The sequence below is a fragment of the Frigoribacterium sp. CFBP 13729 genome (assembly GCF_014841875.1).
Lineage (GTDB): Bacteria > Actinomycetota > Actinomycetes > Actinomycetales > Microbacteriaceae > Frigoribacterium.
Genome location: NZ_JACYUR010000001.1, coordinates 784,729 through 807,923, shown reverse-complemented (window position 1 = coordinate 807,923; position 23,195 = coordinate 784,729). Strand labels below are relative to the sequence as shown.

Sequence of the window (23,195 nt, the reverse complement as noted above, 5' to 3'; positions counted from 1 at the left end):
GGGAGGAGCGGCGTGACTGCTCAGCGGCGGAGCTTCAGCCAGACGACGCCGAGCGGCGGCAGCTGGACGTCCGCGGAGGCGGGACGCCCGGCCCACGGGCTGTCGACGGCCGTGACGGCGCCGAAGTTCCCGACGCCCGAGCCGCCGTAGATCGTCGCGTCGGTGTTCAGCACCTCGTCCCACGTGCCGGCCTCCGGCAGACCGAAGCGCATGCGCTGCGGCTGGCCGGAGAAGTTCGCCAGCACGGCGAGCGAGTCGCCCGAGCCCGACTTGCGGAGGAACGCGACCACGCTCTGCTCGCCCGCGCCGCCGTCGATCCACTCGAAGCCCTCGGTGTCGAAGTCGTGGGCCCAGAGCGCGCTCTCGGACGTGTAGACCTGGTTCAGGCGGCTGACGAGGTCGAAGACCTGCTGGTGCTGCGGCCGGTCGAGCACCGACCAGTCGAGGCCGAGTTCCTGGCTCCACTCCGTCGGCTGGCCGAACTCGGACCCCATGAAGAGCAGCTGCTTGCCGGGGTGCCCCCACATGTAGGCGAGGTACGCGCGGAGGTTCGCGCGCTTCTGCCAGTCGTCGCCGGGCATCTTCTCGAACAGCGAGCCCTTGCCGTAGACGACCTCGTCGTGGCTGATCGGCAGCATGAAGTTCTCGCTCCACGCGTAGTGGAACGAGAAGGTGATCTCGCCGTGGTGGTAGGAGCGGTACAGCGGGTCCTTCTCGACGTAGTCGAGGGTGTCGTGCATCCAGCCCATGTTCCACTTGAGGCCGAAGCCGAGGCCGCCCTCGCTGGTGGGTCGCGAGACGCCCGGCCAGCTGGTCGACTCCTCGGCGATCATCACGATGCCGGGGTGGCGACGATAGGCCGTGGCGTTGGTCTCCTGCAGGAACGAGATCGCCTCGGTGGCCTCGCGGCCCCCGTGCTCGTTCGGCAGCCACTCGCCGTCGTTGCGGCTGTAGTCGAGGTAGAGCATCGAGGCGACGGCGTCGACCCGGAGGCCGTCGACGTGGAACTCCTCGAACCAGTACAGCGCGTTCGCGACCAGGAAGTTCCGCACCTGCGAGTCGCCGAAGTTGAAGACGTAGGTTCCCCAGTCGGGCTGCTCGCCACGGCGCGGGTCGGAGTGCTCGTAGACGCTGCGGCCGTCGAAGCGGCCGAGGGCCCACTCGTCCTTCGGGAAGTGGCCGGGAACCCAGTCGACGATCACGCCGATGCCGGCCTGGTGCAGCCGGTCGATCAGGTAGCGCAGGTCGTCGGGGGAGCCCCAGGTGCTCTGCGGCGCGTAGTAGCCGGTGACCTGGTAGCCCCACGAGCCGCCGAACGGGTGCTGCGCGAGCGGCATGAACTCGACGTGCGTGAAGCCGAGCGCGGTGACGTAGTCGACGAGCGGGTCGGCCAGTTCGCGGAACCCGAGGCCGGGCCTCCACGAGCCGACGTGCAGCTCGTAGACGCTCATCGGGCCGGCGTGCTGGTCGGTCGCCGCACGGCGCTCGAGCCAGGCGTCGTCGCCCCAGTCGTGACCGGCCTCGGTGATGACGGAGGCGGTGGCCGGGGGCACCTCGGCGCGTCGGGCCATCGGGTCGGCCCGCTCGACCCACTCGCCGTCGGGCGTGAGGATCTGGTACTTGTACGAGCCCTGGTCGACGCCGGGCACGAAGAGCTCCCACACGCCGTTGTCGTCCAGGCGGCGCATCGCGTGACGGTCGCCCCACCAGCCGTTCAGGTCGCCGACGACGCGGACCGCCTGCGCGTGCGGGGCCCAGACGGCGAAGGAGGTGCCGCGGACGCCCTCGTGCTCGCGCACGTGGCTGCCCAGCACGGTCCAGAGCTGCTCGTGACGGCCCTCGCCGAAGAGGTAGAGGTCGAGGTCGCCGACGGTGGGGGAGAACCGGTACGGGTCGTCGGCGACCCAGGGGGCGCCTCCTTCGTACTCGGCGGTCACCTGGTAGCCGCCGAGCGGCGCTGCCGCGAGGCCCTGCCACAGGCCGTGCGCGTGGTGCGTGAGGACGACTGACTCGCCGGAGGCGCCCGTCACGCTGACGGAGCCCGCCAGCGGACGGACGACGCGGACGACCGTGACCCCGTCGACCGTGTGCTCGCCGAGGAGGGCGTGCGGGTGGGCGTGGCGGCCCTCGGCCGCGGCCAGCACCTCGGCGTCGTCGAGGGCGGGGAGCTGCTGTGTGGAGGTCGTAGGCTCGCGGCGCACGTCGGGGGGCGTCGGGTCCTCGTGCACCACGGGGCGCTCCTCGGTCGGCTCGGCCGGCCCCGCCGGGGTCGCGGGTGCGAGGTCGAGGACAGGGCGCTCCTCGGTCGGGACCGGAGCAGGGACGGGCGAGGCCAGGAGGGGCTCGTCGGCCTCGGCCGGGTCCGACGGCTCATCGGGGTCGTCCGCGGTGGACGGCTCGTCGAGCTCGTCGCTCGTGGACGGCTCGTCGAGCTCGTCGGTCGCTGCCGGCTCCTCGGCGGGGAGCGGGGGCTCGGCCGTGCCGGGCGGGTCGTTCTCGTCGGGCACGGAGGTGACCGGCTCGGCGGCGACGGGCTCAGGTGCGACGGGCTCGGCGGCCGCGGGCTCAGGCGTGACCGGCTCGGCGACGACGGGCTCGGGCTGGACGGGCTCGCGACGGTCGTCGTCTCGGGAGGAGCCGTGGCGGGAGAAGATGCTCATGGTGGGTCGCCTTCCTACGGCGCTCGGGTGAGGTCGACGGACAGCACGTGCACGGGCTCGACGAAGGCGTCGAGGCGCACGTAGTTGTCGTCGCCCCAGGTCCACGACTGGCCGGTGATGAGGTCGCGCACCGTGTACGTGCCGCCGGGCACGAGCCCGAACTTCGTCACGTCGAGGTGCACGGTGGTCTCGCGGGCCGAGTGGGGGTCGACGTTGGCGACGACGATGATGGCGTCGGCCCGGCCGCTGCGCGTGTGGGCCCGCGACAGGTACTTCGAGTAGACGAGGACGGCGTCGTCGTCGCTCGAGTGCAGGTCGAGGTTGCGGAGCTGGCGGAGGGCCGGGTGCGAGCTGCGGATGCGGTTGAGCTGGGTCAGGTAGGGGGCGAGGGTCGCGCCCTCCGCCTCCGCGCCGGCCCAGTCGCGCGGCTTGTACTCGTACTTCTCGTTGTCGATGTTCTCTTCCGAGCCCGGGCGGGCGACGTCCTCGAAGAGCTCGTAGCCCGAGTACACACCCCAGGTCGGCGACGCCGTCGCGGCGATCGCGGCCCGCACCTTGTACGCCGGGCGACCGCCGTACTGCAGGTAGGGAGTGAGGATGTCGTGGGTGTTGACGAACAGGTTCGGGCGCAGCCAGGCGCTCGTCTCCTTCGACAGCTCGTCGAGGTACTCCTCGAGCTCCCACTTCTCGTTGCGCCAGGTGAAGTACGTGTACGACTGGTGGAAGCCGACGCGGGCGAGCGCCTGCATCATGGCCGGCTTGGTGAACGCCTCGGAGAGGAACACCACCTCGGGGTTCGTCTGCCGCACCTCGTGCAGCAGCCACTCCCAGAAGCGGACCGGCTTCGTGTGCGGGTTGTCGACGCGGAAGATCGCGACGCCGAGCTCGATCCAGTGCCGCACGATGCGGAGCACCTCGCGGCTGACGCCCTCGTAGTCGTTGTCGAAGTTCAGGGGGTAGATGTCCTGGTACTTCTTCGGCGGGTTCTCAGCGTAGGCGATCGTGCCGTCGGGCAGCGTCGTGAACCACTCGGGGTGCTCGGTGACCCACGGGTGGTCGGGCGAGCACTGCAGGGCCAGGTCGAGCGCCAGCTCGAGGCCCGTGTTCTTGGCGGTGTCGACGAACCAGCGGAAGTCGGCGAGCGTGCCGAGGTCGGGGTGCACCGCGTCGTGGCCGCCGTCGGGCGAGCCGATGGCGTAGGGCGAGCCCGGGTCGTTCGGCCCGGCCGTGAGCGTGTTGTTCGGCCCCTTGCGGAACGTCGTGCCGATGGGGTGCACGGGCGGGATGTAGAGCACGTCGAAGCCCATCCGCGAGATCGCGGGGAGCCGGCGGGCGGCGGTGCGGAACGTCCCGCTCTTCCAGGTGCCGTCGGGCAGCTTCTTGGCACCCTCGCTGCGGGGGAAGAACTCGTACCAGCTGCCGACCGCGGCGCGGCTGCGCTCGACGCGCAGCTCCTCGGGGGCGCTGCGCGTGACCAGGCTGGCCATCGGCTTCGCGGCGAAGACGGCGGCGAGGCGCGCGTCGGTCGCGACGCGGAGGCGCGAGCCGGGCGAGAGCGCCTCGTTGGCGAGGGCCTTCGCCGCGTCCCGCACGAGGGTCGTGTCGGGGTAGCCGGGGGCGGCGGCGGCGAGGAGGCGGCTGCCGAGCGCGAAGGTGACCTCGACGTCCAGCTCGGCCGGGACCTTGATCTCGGCGGTGTGCAGCCAGGTCGCCCAGTCGTCGGTGTACGCCTCGACCTGCCAGGTCCAGTCGCCCTCCGTCTCGAGCTGCACCTCCGTCGTCCAGCGGTCGGTGCCGGGCAGGCCCGCGACGAGCGGGTGCCGGGACTCGGACCCGGAGGGGTCGGTCAGGACCAGGTCGGCTCCGACGACGTCGTGCCCCTCGCGGAAGACGGTCGCGCCGAACGGCACGACCTCTCCGGCGAAGGCCTTCGTCGGGAAGTCCCGGTCGGGGGTGGTCGGGGAGAGCGCCGTGACGGGGATCCGCCCGACTCTGGGTTCGTATGCTGTCGCCACGGGGGCGACGCTACCCGGTCTCGAGGCCCGGCGTACCGCCTCCGTCGGGGACGGCGGGCGACGGCCGGGTGGAGTGCGACGCCCAGCCTGCGACGAATCCGCTGGCCCCTCAACTGGGTGGATGCGATCGCATCGAATTGTCTTGTCCGCCATCCGGGGGACCAGTACAGTCGGATCTGTCGACGCGGCCTGCCCGCCCGGGGTGCGATCCGCCCCGAGAGCCCGGCGCCCTCGACACGCTCGTCAGCACGACGGGCACCGTCCTGCCGTCACCCCGGTCGATCGCCGTGGTGCCGTCACGGGACGCTGCTGCAGCGCGCCCGGACCCGGCCCGAACCGGTCCGGTCGCCGGCAGCGGCCCCCGCTCGCCCTGCTCGCCGCCCCTCCGGACTCAGCCTGTCGAGAGGCGGACGACGAGGACCACGACCACGACGATCGCGACGTTGAGGGCGATCGTCAGCCGGAACGAGGACTGGAACGACCGCTTGCGGGTCTTGTGCCGCAGCCGTCGCTGCGCCACGACCGCGCCCGGCCAGCCTCCGGCGAGGCCGAGCGTCAGCAGCGTGCGCTCGGGCACCCGACGGGCCCCCCGCCGCGCAGCTCGCTTGTCGAGCGCGTAGGCGAGCACGGTCACGCCGTTCAGCGCGAGCAGCGCCGCGGCGACGGCCACGACGGCCCACAGGGTCGTCGGATCGGTCGCGCCGGCCACGCCGGGCACGGGCATCAGGTCAGTCACGGGCGATCGGCAGCAGCCGCGCCCCGGTGGCGCGCACCAGGTCGTCGGGAGCGATCTCGAGGTCGAGCCCGCGCCTCCCGGCGCTGACGAAGACGGTGGCGAAGGAGGCGGCGCTGGCGTCGACCACGGTCGCCAGCGCCGTGCGCTGGCCCACCGGGCTGATGCCGCCGACGACGTAGCCCGTGCGTCGCTCGGCCACGGCGGGGTCGGCGAGCCGGGCCTTCTTCGCGCCGAGGGCGGCGGCGAGGGCCTTGAGGTCGAGGCGACGGGCGACGGGCACCACCGCGACGACGAGCTCGTCGTCGGCCGAGGCGACGAGCGTCTTGAAGACGCGGTCCTCCGACAGGCCCAGCTCGGCCGCCGCCTCCTCGCCGAAGTTCGTCGCGGTGTCGTGGTGCTCGTAGGCGTGCGCGGTGAACGCGATGCCCGCCGCGGTCAGCGCGACGGTCGCCGGGGTGCCGGCGCCCTTGCCTGCGCCCGCGGCCGACGGGGTGCGCCCGCCGCTCACGGCACGGCCCGGAAGACCACGACCGTGGGGGCCGACACCAGCACCTCGTCGCCCGGCTCGAGCGGGTGCAGCTCGGCGGAGTCGTCGCTCGACCAGAGCGGCTCCCAGCCGGCGACGCCCTCGGCACGGGCGAGCGTGACGGCCGCCGCGGACTCGGCCCCGTGCACCAGCACGAGCACCGTGTTCGGCGCCTCGTGCTCGGGCGTCGAGCGGGCCACGTACTGCAGGGTCCGGACGCGCGGGTCCTCCCACTCGTCCTGGCGCATCTCGGCGCCGGACGCGTCGGCCCAGGTGATGTCGTTGGCGCTGAGGGTGCAGGCGCCCTCGACGCCGAACCGCGTCGGGCGGAGCGCGGGGTTCTCCCGGCGGATCCGCGCGAGCGTCGCGACGTCGTCGTGGATGCCCTGCTGCCACGGCTGCGTCGCCCAGTCGACCCAGGTCAGCTCGCTGTCGGTGCAGTAGCCGTTGTTGTTGCCGCGCTGGGTGCGACCGCGCTCGTCGCCGGCGGTGAGCATCGGGACCCCCGACGACACGAAGAGGGTGCCGAGCAGGTTCCGCATCGAGCGGCGACGCGCGTCGCTGATCCAGGGGTTGTCGCTGTGTCCCTCGACGCCGTGGTTGAACGACCGGTTGTCGTCGGTGCCGTCGCGGTTCTGCTCGCCGTTGCTGAGGTTGTGCTTGGCGTCGTGCGAGACGAGGTCGAGCAGGGTGAAGCCGTCGTGGGCCGTGACGAAGTTGAGCCCGGCGAGCGGCCCGCGGTCGTGGCTGAAGACGTTGCTCGACCCGCTCAGCTTCGAGGCGAAGCTGCCGACGCCGGTGGGCGGCGTGCCCTGGGCGCGGGCGGTCGCCACGTCGGTCAGCCAGAAGTCGCGGGCCCGGTTGCGGAACCGGTCGTTCCACTCGATCCACCCGTCGGGGAACGCGCCGGTCTGCCAGCCGCCGGCTCCGACGTCCCACGGCTCGGCGACCATCTTGACGCCCGCCAGGGCCGGGTCCGAGACGATGTCGTGCAGCAGCGGGTGAGCCGGGTCGAAGACGTGGCCCGCGTCGCGGCCGAGCGTCGCGGCGAGGTCGAAGCGGAAGCCGTCGATCTGCATCTCGGTCGCCCAGTAGCGCAGCGAGTCCATCACGAGACGGTGCGCGGCGGGGTGGCTCGTGTCGAGCGAGTTGCCGCAGCCGGTCACGTCGACGGGGCGGCCCTCGGCGTCGTGCCGGTAGTAGGCCCCCGCGTCGAGGCCGCGGAGGCTCGTCACGGGCCCGCCGTCCTCGCCCTCCTCGGCGGTGTGGTTGTAGACGACGTCGAGCCAGACCTCGATGCCCGCCTCGTGCAGCAGCCGCACCATGCCCTTGAACTCGCGCACCACGGCGGAGGCGCCGGCCAGCTGGGCGTCCCGGCTCGCGTACGCGGCGTGCGGGGCGAAGTAGGACAACGTGTTGTAGCCCCAGTAGTTCTCGATGCCCTGCGCGACGAGGCGCTGTTCGTCGACGTGCTGGTGCACCGGCAGCAGCTGGACCGCGGTGACCCCGAGCCCCTTCAGGTAGGCGATGGTCGTGTCGGCGGCCAGCCCCGCGTAGGTGCCGCGCAGCTCGTCGGGCACGAAGGGGGCGAGCCTCGTCAGGCCACGGACGTGCGCCTCGTAGACGACGACCCGGTCGAGCGGGGTGCGCGGCTTCTCGACGCCGCCCCAGTCGAACGACTCGTCGATCACGGTCGCGCGGTGCTCGCCACGGCCCGTCCGGCCGAGGCCGCGCGCGTACGGGTCGAGCAGGGCGGGGCGTTCGCCGGTGGGGTGCTCACCGCCCTCGGCACGGGCCGTCTCGCCCGCCGTCCCGTCGGCGTGGTCGGACCCGTCGACGCGGAGCCAGTAGCGCCGACCCGGCGTCAGAGCCGCGTCGGTCGCACTCCACACGTCGTGCTCGTCGCGCGTCAGCGGGACGACCCGGTCGTGGGGCGCGTCGTCGATGACGACCTCGAGGCGCTCGGCCGACGACGAGAAGACGCGGAACGTCGGCCCGTCCGGCCCCTGGCGCACTCCGAGGTCGGCGAGGGGGTCGATGTCGGGCACGGGACCTACAGTAGATGAGGGCCGAGACGGGCCCGCGAACCGACCGGCCGGCAGGAGGCGCCCCCATGGTCGTCTACCTCGACCACGCCGCGACGACGCCGATGCACCCCGCGGCCATCGCCGCCTACGCCGCGGCCCTCGGCACCGTCGGCAACCCCTCCTCCATCCACTCCGCCGGCCAGGGCGCCAAGCGCGTGCTGGAGGAGGCGCGTGAGCGCGTCGCCGCCTCCCTCGGCTGCGAGCCGATCGAGGTCGTCTTCACCTCCGGCGGGACCGAGTCCGTCAACCTCGGGGTGAAGGGCCTCTGGTGGGCGCGGCAGGCCGACCGGCCTCGCCCGCGCCTCCTCGTCCCCGCCGGCGAGCACCACGCCACCGTCGACGCCGTCGAGTGGCTCGAACGGCACGACGGCGCCGTCGTGACCTGGCTGCCGCTCGACGAGCACGGCCGGCTGCGGGTCGACGCGCTCGCCGCGGCCCTCGTCGAGCACGACGACGTCGCCCTGGTCAGCCTGCTCTGGGCCAACAACGAGGTCGGAACCCTGCAGCCCGTCGACGAGGTCGCGGCGCTCGCCGCCGCCCACGGGGTGCCGGTGCACTGCGATGCGGTGGCCGCGTACGGGCAGGTGCCGATCGACTTCCGCTCGAGCGGCCTCGCCGCGCTCAGCGTCAGCGCCCACAAGATCGGCGGGCCCATCGGCATCGGCGCCCTCGTGCTCTCGCGCACCGCGACGGTCGAGCCGCTGATCCACGGCGGCGGCCAGCAGCGACAGGTGCGTTCGGGCACGCAGGACGGCCCGGCCGCGGTCGCCTTCGCCGTCGCCGCCGAGCAGCCGCACCACGCGTACGAGCCGCTGCGCGACCGGCTGGTCGCGGGGGTGCAGGCCGCCGTCCCGTCGGCGGTGCTGCGGGGCGACCCGGTCGACCGCCTCCCGGGCAACGCGCACTTCACCTTCCCCGGCTGCGAGGGCGACTCGCTGCTGTTCCTCCTCGACGCCGCGGGCGTCGCCGTCTCGACCGGGTCCGCCTGCCAGGCGGGCATCCCGGAGGCGTCGCACGTCCTGCTCGCGATGGGCCTCTCCGATGAGGAGGCGCGGGGCGCGCTCCGCATGACGGTCGGGCACACGAGCACCGAGGCCGACGTCGACGCGCTGCTCGCCGCCCTGCCGGACGCGGTCGCCCGCGCGACCCGCGCCGGCTACGCCGCGCACGCGCCCGCCTCCTTCGCGCGCTAGCGCGCCCGCACCCGCTCGCGCGCCCGCCCCCGCCCCGCCCGAGCCCATCACGCCCGTGTCAGATGCGCGACTTGCCCCGATGTGCTTCCTCTTGAGTCTGAGCGCAGCAGAACGGGCCAACTCGATCCGTGCAGTGTGAAGAGGGGCCTCTCCTCCACCGGCGACGGATGAGCGATGTCGTCCCCAGGTCGACGCTGCCCCCGAGCGGCAGCCCAGTGCGGTCCCGAGTCTCGGTCCGTGCGTCCACGACCCCTTCCCCCATCCCTCGCCCTAGGTCCGTTCTCCGCCCAGGACGCCCGTGACGCAGGTGTACCGCCCCATCGGCTCCGCGCCGCCGACCTGAACAGTCCGCACCACGGTGTCCGGACGACGGTCGCACCAGAGTCGATCGAGCAGCGGGCGGCTGCTCTCGGCGTCCTGCTCTGCGGCGACGAGTACTTCAGCCACGTGACGGCACTCGCGCTGTGGCATCTTCCTCTGCCCACCCGTCACGAGGGCGGCGCCCTGCACGTGACCGGATCGACCACGCACCAGCGGAGGCGTCCGGGCGTGCGAGGCCATCGGCTCGCGCGGGTGCCGCGGCTGCACTCCCTCGGGGGACTCCGCGTCGTCGACCCGGTGGAGGCGTGGGTGCAGTCGGCCCCGCTCCTGTCGGTCGACGAGCTCGTGCAGGTCGGCGACGCGTTGGCGGGAAGGTGGTCGACGCTCGGCCCGGCCCGCGGGCGTGACCTCGCCGAGCTGGTCGACGCTGTGGAGAGGACGCACCGGCGACCTGGTGTCGTGCGACTCCGGGCGGCCTCGGAATGGCTGCGGGCCGGCGTCATGTCACCCCGCGAGACGCTCCTGAGATTGATGATCGAGCGTGCAGGGTTGCCCCGGCTCGATGTCGACATGAAGCGCTGGACCGCGTCGGGGGCGTATCTCGGACGACCCGACCTCAGCGACGGACGCCGCAAGGTCGCAGTGGAGTTCGAGGGCGACGGACACAGGACGGACAGACGCCAGTGGCGTCGAGGCATCGAGCGCGCAGCGCGGTTCGTGGACGACGGGTGGGCCTACCACCGGGTCACTGACGACCACCTCCGCGGGCCACTCGCCGCCTCGTTCCTCGGCCGCCTCGCTCGCGACCTCGATGCGCGCCCCTGACGGTGGCCCCCACGGGTTGCCTCGTCTACTTGCCTTGATCTGTCACGTCGGAGGGGCCGGGGCAGCGCTTCGGGGCAACTCGACGCCTCCAGGGCACGGGGCACGGGGCACGGGGCGCGGGGCAGACTGGGGGGATGCAGATCTACTCGGCGTCGAACGCCGTCCGTGCTCGCCAGGTCGCCGGCGACGTCGTCGCGGTCGGGCTCGTCGTGGTGTTCGTGGCGCTCGGGCTCGCGGTCGCCGCCTTCGTCGGCGGCCTCGCCGAGCTGGGGCGCCAGATCGAGGAGGCGGGCACCGGCTTCCAGGGGACGATGGACGACGCCTCGCGCGTCCTGGGCGGCATCCCGCTGCTGGGCGGCGCCGCGTCGGCACCGTTCGACGGGGCGGCCGGAGCCGGCCAGACGCTCGTCGACGCGGGCCGCCAGCAGCAGGACGACGTGGCGCGCGCCGCGCTCGTGGCCGGGCTGCTGGTCGGCGGGCTGCCGAGCATCGTGGTGCTGTGGGCGTGGCTGCGCGGGCGGGTCGCGTTCGTGCGCCGCGCCTCCTCGGTGCGGGGGCTGCTCGCGCTGCCCGGCGGAGAGGACCTGCTCGCCCTGCGTGCCCTCACCGGACGCGACGCCCGCGCGGCGCTCGCCGTCTCGCCCGACCCCGTCGCGTCGTGGCGGGCGGGCGACCCGGCCGTGGTCCGCCGCCTCGCCGACGTCGCCCTCCGCGAGGCCGGCGTCGCGCGCCCCCGCGGCAGCAGTGGCAGCGGCAGCAGCGACGGCAGCCAGCACGCGCAGGCCCCGTCCGCCCCGGCCCGGTAAGCTCGACCACCATGATCGCACTGGACTTCTCTGAGCAGATTGCCGCCCTCCGGGCCACGTTCGAGGACATCCGGGCCGTGATCGGGCAAGACCGTCTCGTCGCCGAGATCGCCCAGCTCAGCGAGCAGGCGTCGGCACCCGACCTCTGGGACGACACCGAGAACGCGCAGAAGATCACGAGCGCGCTCAGCCACCGCCAGGCCGAGCTCGAGAAGCTCGAGACCACCGAGCAGCGCCTCGACGACCTCGGCGTCCTGGTCGAGATGGCCAACGACGGCGACGACCAGGAGTCCGCCGACGAGGCCCAGGTCGAGCTCAAGGCCCTGCAGAAGATGATGGACACGCTCGAGGTGCAGACGCTCCTCGACGGCGAGTACGACCCGCGGCCCGCGGTCATCACCATCCGCGCGGGGGCCGGCGGCGTCGACGCGGCCGACTTCGCCGAGATGCTGCTCCGCATGTACCTGCGCTACGCCGAGAAGCACGGCATGGCGGCCACGGTGATGGACACGAGCTACGCCGAAGAAGCGGGCATCAAGAGCGCCACCTTCGAGATCGACGCGCCCTACGCGTTCGGCACCCTGAGCGTCGAGGCCGGCACGCACCGCCTCGTCCGGATGAGCCCCTTCGGCGCCGCGGGCAAGCGCCAGACGAGCTTCGCCGCGGTCGAGGTCATCCCGCTGATGGAGGAGACGGAGGCGGTCGAGATCCCCGAGAACGACATCCGCGTCGACGTCTTCCGGTCGTCGGGCCCGGGCGGCCAGAGCGTCAACACGACCGACTCGGCCGTCCGCCTCACCCACATCCCGACCGGCACCGTCGTCTCGATGCAGAACGAGAAGAGCCAGATCCAGAACCGGGCCGCGGCGATGCGCGTGCTGCAGTCGCGCCTCCTCCTGTTGCAGAAGGAGGCGGAGAACGCGAAGAAGAAAGAGCTGGCGGGCAACATCACGGCCAGCTGGGGCGACCAGATCCGCAGCTACGTCCTCGCGCCGTACCAGATGGTGAAAGACCTGAGGAGCGAGCACGAGGTCAACAACCCGTCGAACGTGTTCGACGGCGACCTCGACGGCTTCATCTCGGCGGGCATCCGCTGGCGCAAGCGCGACGACGACTGAGCCAGGCGCGAACGAGGCGCGGGGGAGTCACGAAGGAGGCGCGGTGCGCGACGGCACCGCGCCTCCTCCGCGCTCTCCCAGCGCTTCCATAGGCCCGTTCGAGGGGCGAGTCGCGACCGCGATCGGCGCAGCCCGCGCTTAGGGTGATCCCCGTCATGATCCGTTTTGATGAAGTCACCAAGGTGTATTCCGGCAACCCCCGGCCGGCACTGAACTCGGTCACCCTCGAGATCCTCAAGGGCGAGTTCGTGTTCCTCGTCGGTGCCTCCGGCTCCGGCAAGTCCAGCTTCCTGCGCCTCGTGCTCAAGGAGGAGAAGCCCTCTAAGGGCCAGATCCACGTGCTCGGGCAGAAGCTCGGCGTGCTCTCGAGCCGCAAGGTCCCGTACTTCCGCCGCAACCTCGGGGTGGTGTTCCAGGACTTCCGCCTGCTGCCGCAGAAGAGCGTGTTCGACAACGTCGCCTTCAGCCTGCAGGTGATCGGCAAGAGCAAGGGCTTCATCCAGGAGGCGGTCCCCGACGTCCTGAAGATGGTCGGCCTGGTGGGCAAGCAGCAGCGCCTGCCGCACGAGCTCTCCGGCGGCGAGCAGCAGCGCGTGGCCATCGCCCGCGCCATCGTCAACAAGCCGTCGATCCTGCTGGCCGACGAGCCGACGGGGAACCTCGACCCCTCGACCAGCGCCGGCATCATGACGCTGCTCGAGCGGATCAACGCCGGCGGCACCACGGTGATCATGGCGACGCACGACGCCGGCATCGTCGACCAGATGCAGCGCCGCGTGATCGAGCTCTCGGCGGGCAACATCCTCCGCGACGAGCGCCACGGCGGCTACCAGACGCAGGCGGTGCCCATCCAGGCCATCGGTGTGGAAGACCTCAGCCTGAGGGGAGCGGACGAATGAGACTCGGACTCGTCCTCAGCGAGGTCGGCAGCGGCCTCCGGCGCAACGTCTCGATGGTCGTCGCGGTCGTGCTCGTCACGTTCATCTCGTTGACCTTCGTCGGCACCGCGGCCCTGCTCCAGCTGCAGATCAACCAGATGAAGGGCTACTGGTACGACAAGGCCCAGGTGGCCGTCTACCTCTGCACCGAGACCGACACGACCGGCAACTGCACGGGCGCCAAGGCCACGCAGGACCAGATCGACGGCGTCGAGGCCCAGCTCAGCAGCCAGGTGCTCGCGCCCTTCGTCGACCGGTCGTACTTCGAGACGCAGGACGAGGCCTACGCCCGGTTCACGACCCAGTTCGCAGACAGCCCCGCGACCGAGTTCGTTCAGCCGTCGTACCTCAACGAGACGTTCTGGGTGAACCTCAAGGACCCGACGCAGTCGGACGTCCTCACCGAGAGCCTCTCGAGCCTCGCCGGCGTGCAGAGCGTCGTCGACCAACGGGGCTACCTCGACCCGATCTTCTCGGTGCTCAACGCCGCGAGCTACACGGCCATCGGCATCGCGGTGCTGATGCTCATCGCGGCGGTGCTGCTGATCGCCACCACCATCCGGCTCAGCGCCTTCAGTCGACGGCGAGAGCTCGGCATCATGCGGCTGGTGGGCGCGTCGAACAGGTTCATCCAGACGCCGTTCATCCTCGAGGGCGTGATCGCCGCGTTGGTGGGCTCGGTGCTGGCGGGCGGTGCGCTGATCGCCATCGTCAACTTCTTCGTCAAGGGCTACCTCGTGACGACCTTCGCCTCCACCCCGTTCATCGGGCTGCGTGAGACGGCGATCGTCGTGCCGGTGGTGGTCGTGATCGGCATCGCCCTGGCGGCGCTGTCGGCGAACGTCGCCATCAGGCGGTACCTCAAGGTCTAGCGACGCCCCGCGTCGCGAGGCGAGTGCCTGCAGGAGGCGCGGTGCAGGGAGACCTGGACCGCGCCTCCTTCGCTGTCTCGCTCATGTAGACTGACAGGCTGCCTGATCGCGGGCAGACCATCCCACGAACGACCGGAGGCAGAGCGTGGCGAAAGAACGCGGCGAGAAGGTCGTGGCCACCAACCGTCGGGCGCGCCACGACTACCTGATCGAGGACACCTACGAGGCAGGCATCGTGCTCAGCGGCACCGAGGTCAAGTCGCTGCGGCAGGGGCGGGCCTCGCTCGTCGACGGCTACGCCTTCGTCGACGCCGGCGAGGCGTGGCTCGACGCGGTGCACATCCCCGAGTACACCGAGGGCACCTGGAACAACCACGCACCCCGGCGCAAGCGCAAGCTGCTGCTGCACAAGCAGCAGATCGTCAAGATCGGGCAGAAGACGAAGGAGGGCGGCTTCACCGTCATCCCTCTCAAGATCTACTTCAGCGACGGGCGAGCGAAGGTCGAGATCGCCGTCGCCAAGGGCAAGCGCGAGTACGACAAGCGACAGACCCTGCGCGAGCGCACGGCGACCCGCGAGGCCCAGTCGGCGATGTCGGCCCGGAAGCACCTAGGCGAGTAGAGCTGGCGGCATCGGGCGAGTGGATTCTTCCCTGCGGGGCAACTACACTCGGCCACAGCGACAACGGTTCTTCATAGATCAACAGAGTGTGACAGCGGCCCCCTCATGGGGATGATCGGTTTCGACATCGCCTGTGTGCGAACGAGAAGCGGGCCGAGGATCCAGGGTTATCTCGTTAACGATCTCTGGAAAACAATAAGTGCCAATAACAAGCGCACTGACTTCGCTCTCGCTGCGTAAGCAGTAGAGCCACATGGAGTCCGTCAGTCTGGTGACCGCCTTCTAACCAGAGCCTGACGTCATCTAGAGGGCTTGCTGCGTGACTACGCCTGAGGGTCACGCGGGACTTGCACTCGGGCTGGGCCCGTCGACCTAGGAGCCAGTAGCGAAGGTCGGGGCCGAGCAGAACGTCTCATCTGGCTACGCCCGTAGAATGCGTGCAATCTCAGCGATGGACGGGGGTTCAATTCCCCCCATCTCCACCATCGGGCCGTCGTCACACTCTGTACCGTCGTCGCGACGACGAAGGCCCCCGACCAGCAGGTCGGGGGCCTTCGTCGTTCCCGGTCGCGGCGCGTCGACCAGCCGGGCGGTCAGGGGCGCTGGCGTCGCCCCCCACCCGTGCGGAGGCGGGAGACGGAGACCGCACCGGCACCGGCCACGAGGAGCATCGTCGCGATGCTCGCGAGCCAGGCGCTGTCGGAGCCGGTGAAGGCGAGCCCGGGGCGACCGGCCGTCGTGCCGGTGCCGCCGCCCGCACCACCGGGGACCGTGCCTGCGCCCGGGCCAGGTGCGGCCGGGCCAGGTGCGGCCGGGCCCGGGACGACGGGACCCGTCCCCGGGTCCACGGGCGGCGTAGAGGGGTCGGTCGGCGACGTCGGCACCGCTCCGGCCTCGACCGCCACGGCGGCGGCCGGCGAGGTGACGAACGTCCCGTCGGGGGCGGTGCCCGTGGCGCGGGCGGTCGTCGGCACGGTCCCGTCGCCGGCTGCGGCGGCGATCACGTCCCGAGCCGTCACGGTCCGCGTGGCGGTGAAGGTCGCCGACCCGCCCGGGGCGAGGTCCACGGACTCGGGGGTCAGCCCCTGGGCGTCGGGGTCCGCGACCGAGACGCCGGTGAGGCTGACGGTGCCCTCGTTCCGGACGACGTAGCGATACGTGACGACCTCGCCCGCGTCGGCCACGCCGTTGCCGTTCGTGTCGGCGAGCTCGGCCGTCACCTCGATCGACAGCCCGCCGGTGCCGGGGGTGACCGGCGTCGGGATCGCGAGGGCGGCCTCGGGCGAGGTCACCACGCCTCCTGCGGGGTCAGTCGCCGTCGCGACCGCGGTGGCGCCCAGGTCCGTGCCGGCGTCGATGTCGGCCTGCGTGACCACGTAGCTGCCGCTCACCGAGCCGGACGCTCCGGGTGCGAGCGACGCGGGCGACGCCGTCGTGATCGGGGTGCGCGGTGCCGTCACGCCCAGGCCGGTGAGCGTCACGGTGCCGGTGTTGGTGGAGGTGTACGTGTAGGTGATCGTCTCGCCGACGTCGGCGGTGCCGTTGCCGTTCGCGTCCCCGAGGACGGCCGTGAGCTCGAGGTCGAGGTCGGCCCGCGCGGCCAGGAGGGGCGTGCTGCCCGAGGCCTGGGGGCTGTCGATCGTCGTGCCCTCCGGGGTCGTGCCCGTCGCCGTGGCGGTGACGACGAGCGGGTCGCCCGCGTCGACGTCGGCCTGCGTGACGGTGCGGGGTGCGGACGTGAAGCGGACGGTGCCGCCCGGGGCCGCGGCGCCGTCGCCGACGCGGACGGGCTGCAGCACGCCCGGGCCGTCGATCACGATGCCGGTGAGGCTCGTGTTCCCCGTGTTCGTCACGACGTACGAGTACGAGATCGTCTCGCCCGGGTCGGCGACGCCGTTCCCGTTCGTGTCGTCGAGCACCGGGACCACGTCCACGGACAGCGCGTCGTCGGCCGCGGCGGTGACGGTCTGGACAGAGGCCGGCGGGCTCGTCAGGGGACCGTCCACGCCCGTGGCGGAGGCGGTGGCCGTCTCGGTCACCGGGTCCGGGCTGTCGACGTCGGCCTGCGTGACGGTCGTGGTGGCCCTGTAGGTCACGGACGCCCCCGGCGCGAGCGAGGCAGGGTCGCCGCTCAGGACGACGACGCCGGTGCCGCGCGTCGGGGCGAGGGCCACGCCGGACAGGGTGCTCGTGCCCGTGTTGGTCACGGTGTACGTGTAGGTGACCACGTCGCCGAGATCGGCCAGGCCGTCGCCGTCCGCGTCCGTCGTGAGGGCTTGCTCGACGCCCAGCTCGAGCAGGTCCGAGGCCGTCAGGAGGGGCGTCTCCACGACCGAGGGACCGCTGGCGGCCGTCAGCCCCGAGGGCGACGACCCCGTCGCGGAGGCGGTGTTGACGAGCGGGCCGCCGGCGTCGACGTCGGCCTGGGTCACGGGGCGGTCGGAGGTGAAGGTCCGGGTGCCGCCCACGGCGAGGACGATCCCGGTGGTGTCGACGGCCGGGGCGCCTCCCGTGTCGACGGCGAGGTCGCCGAGGGGCGTCTCGCCCGTGTTGGTCACGGTGAAGCGGTAGCGGATCGTGTCGCCGGGGCCGGCGACGCCGTCTCCGTCGGCGTCGATCAGCTCGGCGGTCTGGGTCAGGCCCACGGCCGGCTGCAGCTGGTCGAGCGGCGCGGTGGCCGTCGAGGCGGCGCTCGCGATGGCCGCTCCGTTGCGGGAGTCGACGGCGGTGGCGGTCGCCGTGTTGGTGAAGGTCGCGGCCTGGGCGTCGGCGGCCGTGACGGTGTGCCCGCCCGCGCAGACGGCGGTGGCTCCGGGCTGGCCGACGGGCGCGAGGCTCGCCACCGGGCAGGTGACGTCGTCGGCGAGGGCGTCGCCGATCGCGAGGGAGTCGAGGCGGACGATCGAGGTGTTGCTGACGGTGAACGTGTAGGGGATGCGGTCGCCGACGGCCCAGCCCTCGGCCGGAGCCGTGCCCGAGACGGACTTGACCAGGTTGAGGGCGCCGAGCTCCTGCACGGACGAGACCGCGAGGTTGCGGATCAGGTGCACGTCGGTCGCGCCGCCGGTCGATCCGAGGAAGCCCAGCTTGTAGGTGTCGGGGGCGGCGTCGGTCATCTGATGCTCGAGCACGCGCAGGTAGCCACGGCCGTCGTGGAAGTCGATGTCGACGGTGACGAGGGGGAGCGCGTCGGGGCTGAGGGTCACCCGGACGGAGTCGCGGCTGGTGTCGTCGGCACCGGTGCCGCGCAGCGAGCCCGGCAGCGTCGAGGCGAACCGGTCTCCGCCGGTGTTCGCGCCGACCGTGCCGGCGAGCCAGCAGTAGCCGGTGGTGCCGCTGCCGGGACCGCGGAGCGACACGGCGTTCGGCACGAAGCCGGGGCCGACCTCGGGCGGGGTGCAGGTGGAGTCGCGCAGTTCGGTCGGGTTCGCGTAGTTGCCGTAGGCGTCGAGGCCGATGCCGACGTAGCCGCCGACGACGCCGGGGTCGCCGTTGCGGTTGCCGTAGCCGAGCGACCCGCCGTCGGCTCCCGTCATGGTCAGCTGCTCGTTGCCGTCGGTGAGGAAGAACCCGATGCCGTCGCCTCCGTCGCCGCCGTCGGGACCGTACTGCCACTGGTCGAACTCGACGACGAGGCCGCCGTTGCCCGGGATGGCCTGGTTGTAGACGACACCGCCGCGACGGAAGCCGCTCTCGGCGTTCAGCTGCAGGAAGCCGGGGGTGCCGACCGCGGGCGACCCGCTCAGGTCGGAGCACTGCGACAGGTTGCTGCTGCCGGCCGGCACCGCCGTGGTCGCCCCGGTGAGGCAGGCGTCGTTCAGTCCGCGCCAGGCGGGATCCGCGATCGAGCTGCCGGTGAACGACTCGGTCAGGAGGGGCGTGCCGGCCGCGTGGGCCGGCCCCGCGACGAGGAGGGCGGGGGAGACGGCGGCCGCAGCGACCGCGAACGCCACGAGCGTCCGGGCCAGCCGGCCGCGACGAGGCGCGACGCTGTGCATGGGGGTCCTGATCCGTGAGGGCCGTCCCGGGGGACGGGACGACGTCGACATGAGCGATCTTCACACGCCGCCGTCCGGCCGGACAAGAGCCGGGGCCCACCACCCCGGGTCCGCTCGCAATCGGGCCACTCGCCGTCGGCGAGGACGGTGCACGCACTGCAGGTGTATGACGGAACCTCCATGACGAACGCGCCCGACACCTCCTCCGTGCCCACCTCCTCCTCGTCGTCGGGGTACGACGAGCGCCAGAAGTGGCAGGCCTTCTGGGTCTGCGTGGGCGTCGCGGCGCTGACGATCCTCGACCTGTCGAAGGTCAACGTGGGCCTGCCGAGCATCGAGGCGTCGCTCGGTGCCGGACCGACCGCGCTGCAGCTGATCGTCGCGGGCTACGCCCTCGCCTTCGGCCTGTCGCTCGTGCCGTCGGGTCGCCTCGGCGACCTCAAGTCGCGGCGCCTGATGTTCGTGATCGGCCTCAGCTCGTTCACCGTGGCCAGCGTGCTCTGCGCGATCGCTCCGACCGTCGAGCTGCTCGTCGCCGCCCGCATCCTGCAGGGCGTGGCCGCGGGCATCCAGATGCCGCAGGTGCTCGGCCTGATCCAGCAGCTGTTCCAGGGACGCGAGCGCGGCAGGGCGTTCGGCCTGTTCGGCGCGGTCATCGGCGTCTCGACCGCCTTCGGCCCCACGATCGGCGGCCTGCTCATCGCGGTGGGCGGCGCGCAGGACGGCTGGCGCCTCCTGTTCTGGATGAACGTGCCGCTCGGCATCGTCGCCATCGTCTTCGCCCTCAAGCTGCTGCCCCGCACGTCGACCGCGCCGAGCGGGCACAACGAGCTCGACCTCATGGGCATCGTGCTGCTCGGCCTGACGATCCTCACCCTGATGCTGCCGTTCGTGCTGACGACCGGCCAGGGCGACGACCCGCTGCGCTGGCTGTTCCTGGTCGGGTTCGCCGGGTTCGGTGCCCTCTTCGTCTGGTGGGAGCAGCGCTACAAGGCCCGCGGCAAGTCGCCGGTGGTGCACTTCTCGCTGTTCTCGCTCGCGTCGTACCGCAACGGCACCCTCATCGCGACCGTGTACTTCTGCGCGCTTCCCGCGACGTTCCTGCTCACCACGCTCTTCCTGCAGCAGGGGCTCGGCCTCGAGCCCGTCTACGCCGGCATGGTGACCATCCCGTTCGCGCTGACCAGCGCGGTCGCCGCCTTCTACGGCGGTCGCATCGTCGAGAAGTACGGCCGAAGCCTCGTCGTGCTCGGCCTCGTGCTCGTGGGCGTCGGCTTCGTCGTCCTCCTGCTGGCCGCGACGCTCACCCCGCCCGAGTACACGCCGTGGGCGATGGCGGGCGGCATGCTCGTCGCCGGCACCGGGGGAGGCTTCGTCATCTCGCCGAACCAGACCCTGACCCTGGCGGAGGTGCCGGTCGAGATGGGCGGAGTGGCCGGCTCCATGGGGCAGGTCGGCCAGCGCGCCGGCACCGCGATCGGCACGGCCGCGGCGGTGTCGACCTTCTACTCGGTCATCGCGGGCCGAAGCGAGGGCTCGACCCTCGACATCTACCACGAGGCGTACCGCAGCGGGTTCCTGGTGACCATCGCCTTGGTGGCGGGAGCGCTCGTGCTGGCGCTGCTCGACCTGCGGGCGCGCAAGCAGGGACGGGTGGGCGAGGCGGCCGACGCCTCCTAGGCCCTGCTCGTCGGGCGGCGCGGCTCAGGCCGCGGGTGACTGCGCGGCAGCGGCGTCGAGCCAGGCGGTGATGTCGACGGCGAGCGTACGCGGCAGGTCGACCGCGGCGGGGTCGACGCGGGCGACGGTGCTCGTGTGGGCGGCGACGACGGAGGCGGCGGTGACGACGGACATGGTGGGCTCCTCTGCGAGACGGTCTGGTTGGCGGGGCCGCCGCGGCCCGTCGAGGTGACGACGGACCGCGGGGCTCCTGGCTCGCTCACCCGCCCTTCGGCGGGACCCCTCCGGGGTGTGGCGATTGCCTACGGCCAGTCAAGCCGACCGGGTGTTTCGTCAGCATCAACCAGAGGGACCGGTTCCCGGCCCGGGCCTACACCGAGCGGATGACCCTCGGTGCCGCATCGGGGGAGGCGGTGATGACCGCGAGGACGTCGTCGTGCAGCAGGCCGTTCGTCGCGAGCGCGCTGCCGTGCCAGGGGCCGGCCTCGCCGTCGGCGCTCGTGAACCGACCGCCCGCCTCCTCGATGATCGACATGACGGCTGCCATGTCGTAGGGCTGGAGGTCGAACTCGCCGGCCATGTCCACGGCACCCTCGGCGACGAGCATGTACGACCAGAAGTCGCCGTAGGCACGCACCCGCCAGACCTTCCGGGTCAGGTCGAGCAGCTGCTCGAGCCGGCCGGCGTCCATCCAGTAGTCGAGGCCGTTGTAGCTCAGCGACGCGTCGGCCAGGTCACGCACCCCGGAGACGCGGAGGGGAGTCGTGCCGTGCTCGGACGAGAAAGCCCCGCCGCCCGTGCTGGCCCACCAGCGGCGGCCCAGGGCCGGGGCGCTGACGACGCCGAGGACGGGGACTCCGTCGACGACGAGCGAGATGAGGGTCGCCCACACGGGCACCCCGCGCAGGAAGTTGGCGGTGCCGTCGATCGGGTCGACGATCCACTGGCGGTGGGGGACTGCTCGGGCGTGCCCGGCAGCGCCGGAGCCGGGGCCGGAGCCGGAGCCGGTGCCGGTGCCGGTGCCGATGCGGGTGCCGGTGCCGTCCGTCGCGGAGGCGTCCTCGCGGGCGCTGTCGTCCCCGGCTGCGTCGTTCCCGTACTCCTCGCCGTAGAAGGAGTCGTCGGGGCGCTCGGACTCGATCCCGGCCCGGATGGCCCGCTCGACGGCCTGGTCGGCGTCGGTGACGTGCGTGCGGTCGGGCTTGAGCGACACGTGCAGGTCGGCGGAGCGGTAGCGCTCGGTGCTGATCGCGTCGGCCGCGTCGGCGAGCGTCAGGGCCAGCCGCAGGTCGGCGGCCCAGCGGGCCCCGCCGTCGGTGCCGGCCGAGCTCGTGTCTGCGTCGGCGTCGGACGAGGAGGCGCGGGTCAGGTCGGTCACCTCGCCAGCGTACCGAGCGCGCCCGGCCGGCACCGCGCCTCCTCGTCTGCGCACTGCGTACCGGTCACATCTCGGGGGCGGTGATCGTGAAGCGGGAGTGATCCCGCTCTCAGCGTCCCGCCTCCCGCGCCACACGCTTCGATGGAAGGCGATCACTCTCAAATTCGAGAACGGAGCCCGCAAATGCCGACAAGGAGGCGGCCCCCGCCACGACGAAAGCGTGAAATCCCGTTGTTGCAGGGCCCACGGTCGGCATCTGCGGCAGCGACCCGGCAGCGCGCCGGCTAGCGCGGCGGCTGCTCGTCCGAACGCGCGTCCTCGTCGCGGGCGGCCTGCTCGCGGCCGCTGACGCCGCCCTTGGAGGCGAGCAGCGTCTGCAGCGAGGCGAGCCGCTCACGCCCGACGTCGCCGAGCTCGCCGGCCTCGACGCGGTCGACGATCTCCCAGTCGTGCGCCTCGGCCAGCGGGATCCCGTCGCGCGAGGGCTTCTCGGAGGGGTGGGCGTGCCGCGCGAACGACCGCAGGATGTTCTCGGGGTCGACGTGCCCGAGCCCGAACGAGCGGACGCCGGGGGTGTCGACGATCCAGCCGCCGCTCGGCACCTTGAACGAGACGGTCGACGACGACGTGTGCCGCCCCCGCCCGGTCACCGCGTTGACGACGCCGACCTCGCGCTGCGACCCCGTCAGGGCGTTGACGAGCGTCGACTTGCCGACGCCCGAGTGCCCCACGGTCACGGTGACGTGCCCGTCGAGCAGCTCGCGCAGCTCGTCGAGCACCGGCGACGGCGACCCGTCGGGCAGGGGGTCGAACGACGTGGAGGTGGTGGTCACGATCCGCAGGTCGAGGCACGAGAAGTGGGCGGCGAACGGTGCGGGATCGGCCAGGTCGGTCTTCGTGATGCAGAGGATCGGCTCGACCCCCGCGTCGAAGGCGGCGACCATGTAGCGGTCGACGAGACGGGGGCGCGGCTCGGGGTCCGCCGCGGCGACCACGATGAGCATCTGGTCGGCGTTCGCGACGATGACGCGCTCGACGGCGTCGCTGTCGTCGGCGCTGCGGCGCAGCAGCGTCGTCCGCTCCTGCACCTTGACGATGCGGGCGAGAGACCCCTCCGCCCCGCTCGTGTCGCCGACGACGCCGACCCGGTCGCCCGTGACGACGCTCTTCTTGCCGAGCTCACGGGCGCGGGCGGTCGTGATCTCGCGCTCGTCGGGGGTGCCGGCGTCCATCAGCACGCCGTAGCGGCCGCGGTCGACGGTCCAGACCACCCCCTCCTCGGCGTCCGCGTACGCGGGCCGCTGCTTGGTGCGCGGCCGGTTGGCCTTCGGGTTCGGGCGCTGTCGCACCGAGCTCTCGTCGTACTGGCCCCAGGCCTCGTCCTCGACGGCGTCGTCGCCGTCGCTCCACCAGCTCACCG

At 72.4% G+C, this 23,195-nt stretch carries 17 protein-coding genes and 1 other RNA gene; 9 read left to right on the top strand and 9 right to left on the bottom strand.

The features are described 5' to 3' along the window. Positions 1-20: 20 nt before the first annotated feature. From glgB to glgX, 5 genes are all read right to left on the bottom strand, one after another. Positions 21-2,660, bottom strand: a complete 2,640-nt coding sequence (gene glgB / locus IFT77_RS03580) for a 1,4-alpha-glucan branching protein GlgB (RefSeq protein ID WP_192169222.1) — start codon at positions 2,658-2,660, stop codon at positions 21-23. A gap of 14 nt (positions 2,661-2,674) precedes the next feature. After that, positions 2,675-4,675, bottom strand: a complete 2,001-nt coding sequence (locus IFT77_RS03575) for an alpha-1,4-glucan--maltose-1-phosphate maltosyltransferase (RefSeq protein WP_371740909.1) — start codon at positions 4,673-4,675, stop codon at positions 2,675-2,677. Between the two features lie 391 nt (positions 4,676-5,066). Then, complete coding sequence (locus IFT77_RS03570) at positions 5,067-5,411, bottom strand: DUF1294 domain-containing protein (protein ID WP_197980394.1); 345 nt, start codon at positions 5,409-5,411, stop codon at positions 5,067-5,069. Next, positions 5,404-5,919, bottom strand: a complete 516-nt coding sequence (gene ybaK / locus IFT77_RS03565) for a Cys-tRNA(Pro) deacylase (RefSeq protein ID WP_192169220.1) — start codon at positions 5,917-5,919, stop codon at positions 5,404-5,406. Before ybaK ends, IFT77_RS03570 begins: the two co-directional genes overlap by 8 nt. Continuing rightward, positions 5,916-7,985: a glycogen debranching protein GlgX gene (gene glgX / locus IFT77_RS03560; protein ID WP_192169219.1), complete on the bottom strand. Its 2,070-nt coding sequence runs from the start codon at positions 7,983-7,985 to the stop codon at positions 5,916-5,918. Before glgX ends, ybaK begins: the two co-directional genes overlap by 4 nt. 65 nt (positions 7,986-8,050) lie before the next feature. Between glgX and IFT77_RS03555 the strand changes: the two genes are divergently transcribed. From IFT77_RS03555 to ssrA, 8 genes are all read left to right on the top strand, one after another. Further along, a complete protein-coding gene (locus IFT77_RS03555; RefSeq protein ID WP_192169218.1) occupies positions 8,051-9,217 on the top strand; it encodes a cysteine desulfurase family protein in 1,167 nt (388 codons plus the stop codon). 549 nt (positions 9,218-9,766) lie between these two features. Continuing rightward, complete coding sequence (locus tag IFT77_RS03550) at positions 9,767-10,363, top strand: hypothetical protein (protein ID WP_192169217.1); 597 nt, start codon at positions 9,767-9,769, stop codon at positions 10,361-10,363. A 134-nt stretch (positions 10,364-10,497) separates the two neighbouring features. Then, on the top strand, positions 10,498-11,169 hold the full coding sequence (locus IFT77_RS03545) for a hypothetical protein (protein ID WP_192041968.1): 672 nt from the start codon (positions 10,498-10,500) through the stop codon (positions 11,167-11,169). 11 nt (positions 11,170-11,180) lie between these two features. Continuing rightward, positions 11,181-12,287, top strand: coding sequence for a peptide chain release factor 2 (gene prfB, locus IFT77_RS03540; RefSeq protein ID WP_123546412.1), 1,107 nt, complete (start codon positions 11,181-11,183; stop codon positions 12,285-12,287). Positions 12,288-12,442: 155 nt separating this feature from the next. Further along, positions 12,443-13,186 (top strand): cell division ATP-binding protein FtsE, encoded by a 744-nt coding sequence (gene ftsE, locus IFT77_RS03535; RefSeq protein ID WP_123547268.1) that lies wholly within the window; start codon positions 12,443-12,445, stop codon positions 13,184-13,186. Further along, the gene (ftsX, locus tag IFT77_RS03530; protein WP_192041967.1) at positions 13,183-14,097 is read left to right on the top strand and encodes a permease-like cell division protein FtsX; all 915 of its coding nucleotides are present in this window, start codon (positions 13,183-13,185) and stop codon (positions 14,095-14,097) included. Before ftsE ends, ftsX begins: the two co-directional genes overlap by 4 nt. A 145-nt stretch (positions 14,098-14,242) precedes the next feature. Beyond that, on the top strand, positions 14,243-14,719 hold the full coding sequence (smpB, locus tag IFT77_RS03525) for an SsrA-binding protein SmpB (protein ID WP_123546410.1): 477 nt from the start codon (positions 14,243-14,245) through the stop codon (positions 14,717-14,719). Positions 14,720-14,826: 107 nt separating this feature from the next. Continuing rightward, positions 14,827-15,204, top strand: a transfer-messenger RNA (tmRNA) gene (gene ssrA, locus IFT77_RS03520). Between the two features lie 108 nt (positions 15,205-15,312). Here ssrA and IFT77_RS03515 read toward each other — a convergent pair. Further along, a complete protein-coding gene (locus IFT77_RS03515; protein ID WP_192169216.1) occupies positions 15,313-18,717 on the bottom strand; it encodes a hypothetical protein in 3,405 nt (1,134 codons plus the stop codon). Between the two features lie 180 nt (positions 18,718-18,897). Between IFT77_RS03515 and IFT77_RS03510 the strand changes: the two genes are divergently transcribed. Beyond that, the gene (locus IFT77_RS03510; RefSeq protein WP_192041965.1) at positions 18,898-20,397 is read left to right on the top strand and encodes an MFS transporter; all 1,500 of its coding nucleotides are present in this window, start codon (positions 18,898-18,900) and stop codon (positions 20,395-20,397) included. Positions 20,398-20,421: 24 nt separating this feature from the next. Here IFT77_RS03510 and IFT77_RS03505 read toward each other — a convergent pair whose 3' ends face one another. From IFT77_RS03505 to rsgA, 3 genes are all read right to left on the bottom strand, one after another. Next, entirely contained in the window at positions 20,422-20,571 is a 150-nt protein-coding gene (locus tag IFT77_RS03505) for a hypothetical protein (RefSeq protein ID WP_192169215.1), read from the bottom strand. Between the two features lie 196 nt (positions 20,572-20,767). Next, entirely contained in the window at positions 20,768-21,685 is a 918-nt protein-coding gene (locus tag IFT77_RS03500) for an inositol monophosphatase family protein (protein WP_192169498.1), read from the bottom strand. A 374-nt stretch (positions 21,686-22,059) separates the two neighbouring features. Next, positions 22,060-23,193, bottom strand: a complete 1,134-nt coding sequence (gene rsgA / locus IFT77_RS03495) for a ribosome small subunit-dependent GTPase A (RefSeq protein WP_192169214.1) — start codon at positions 23,191-23,193, stop codon at positions 22,060-22,062. Positions 23,194-23,195 lie beyond the last annotated feature (2 nt).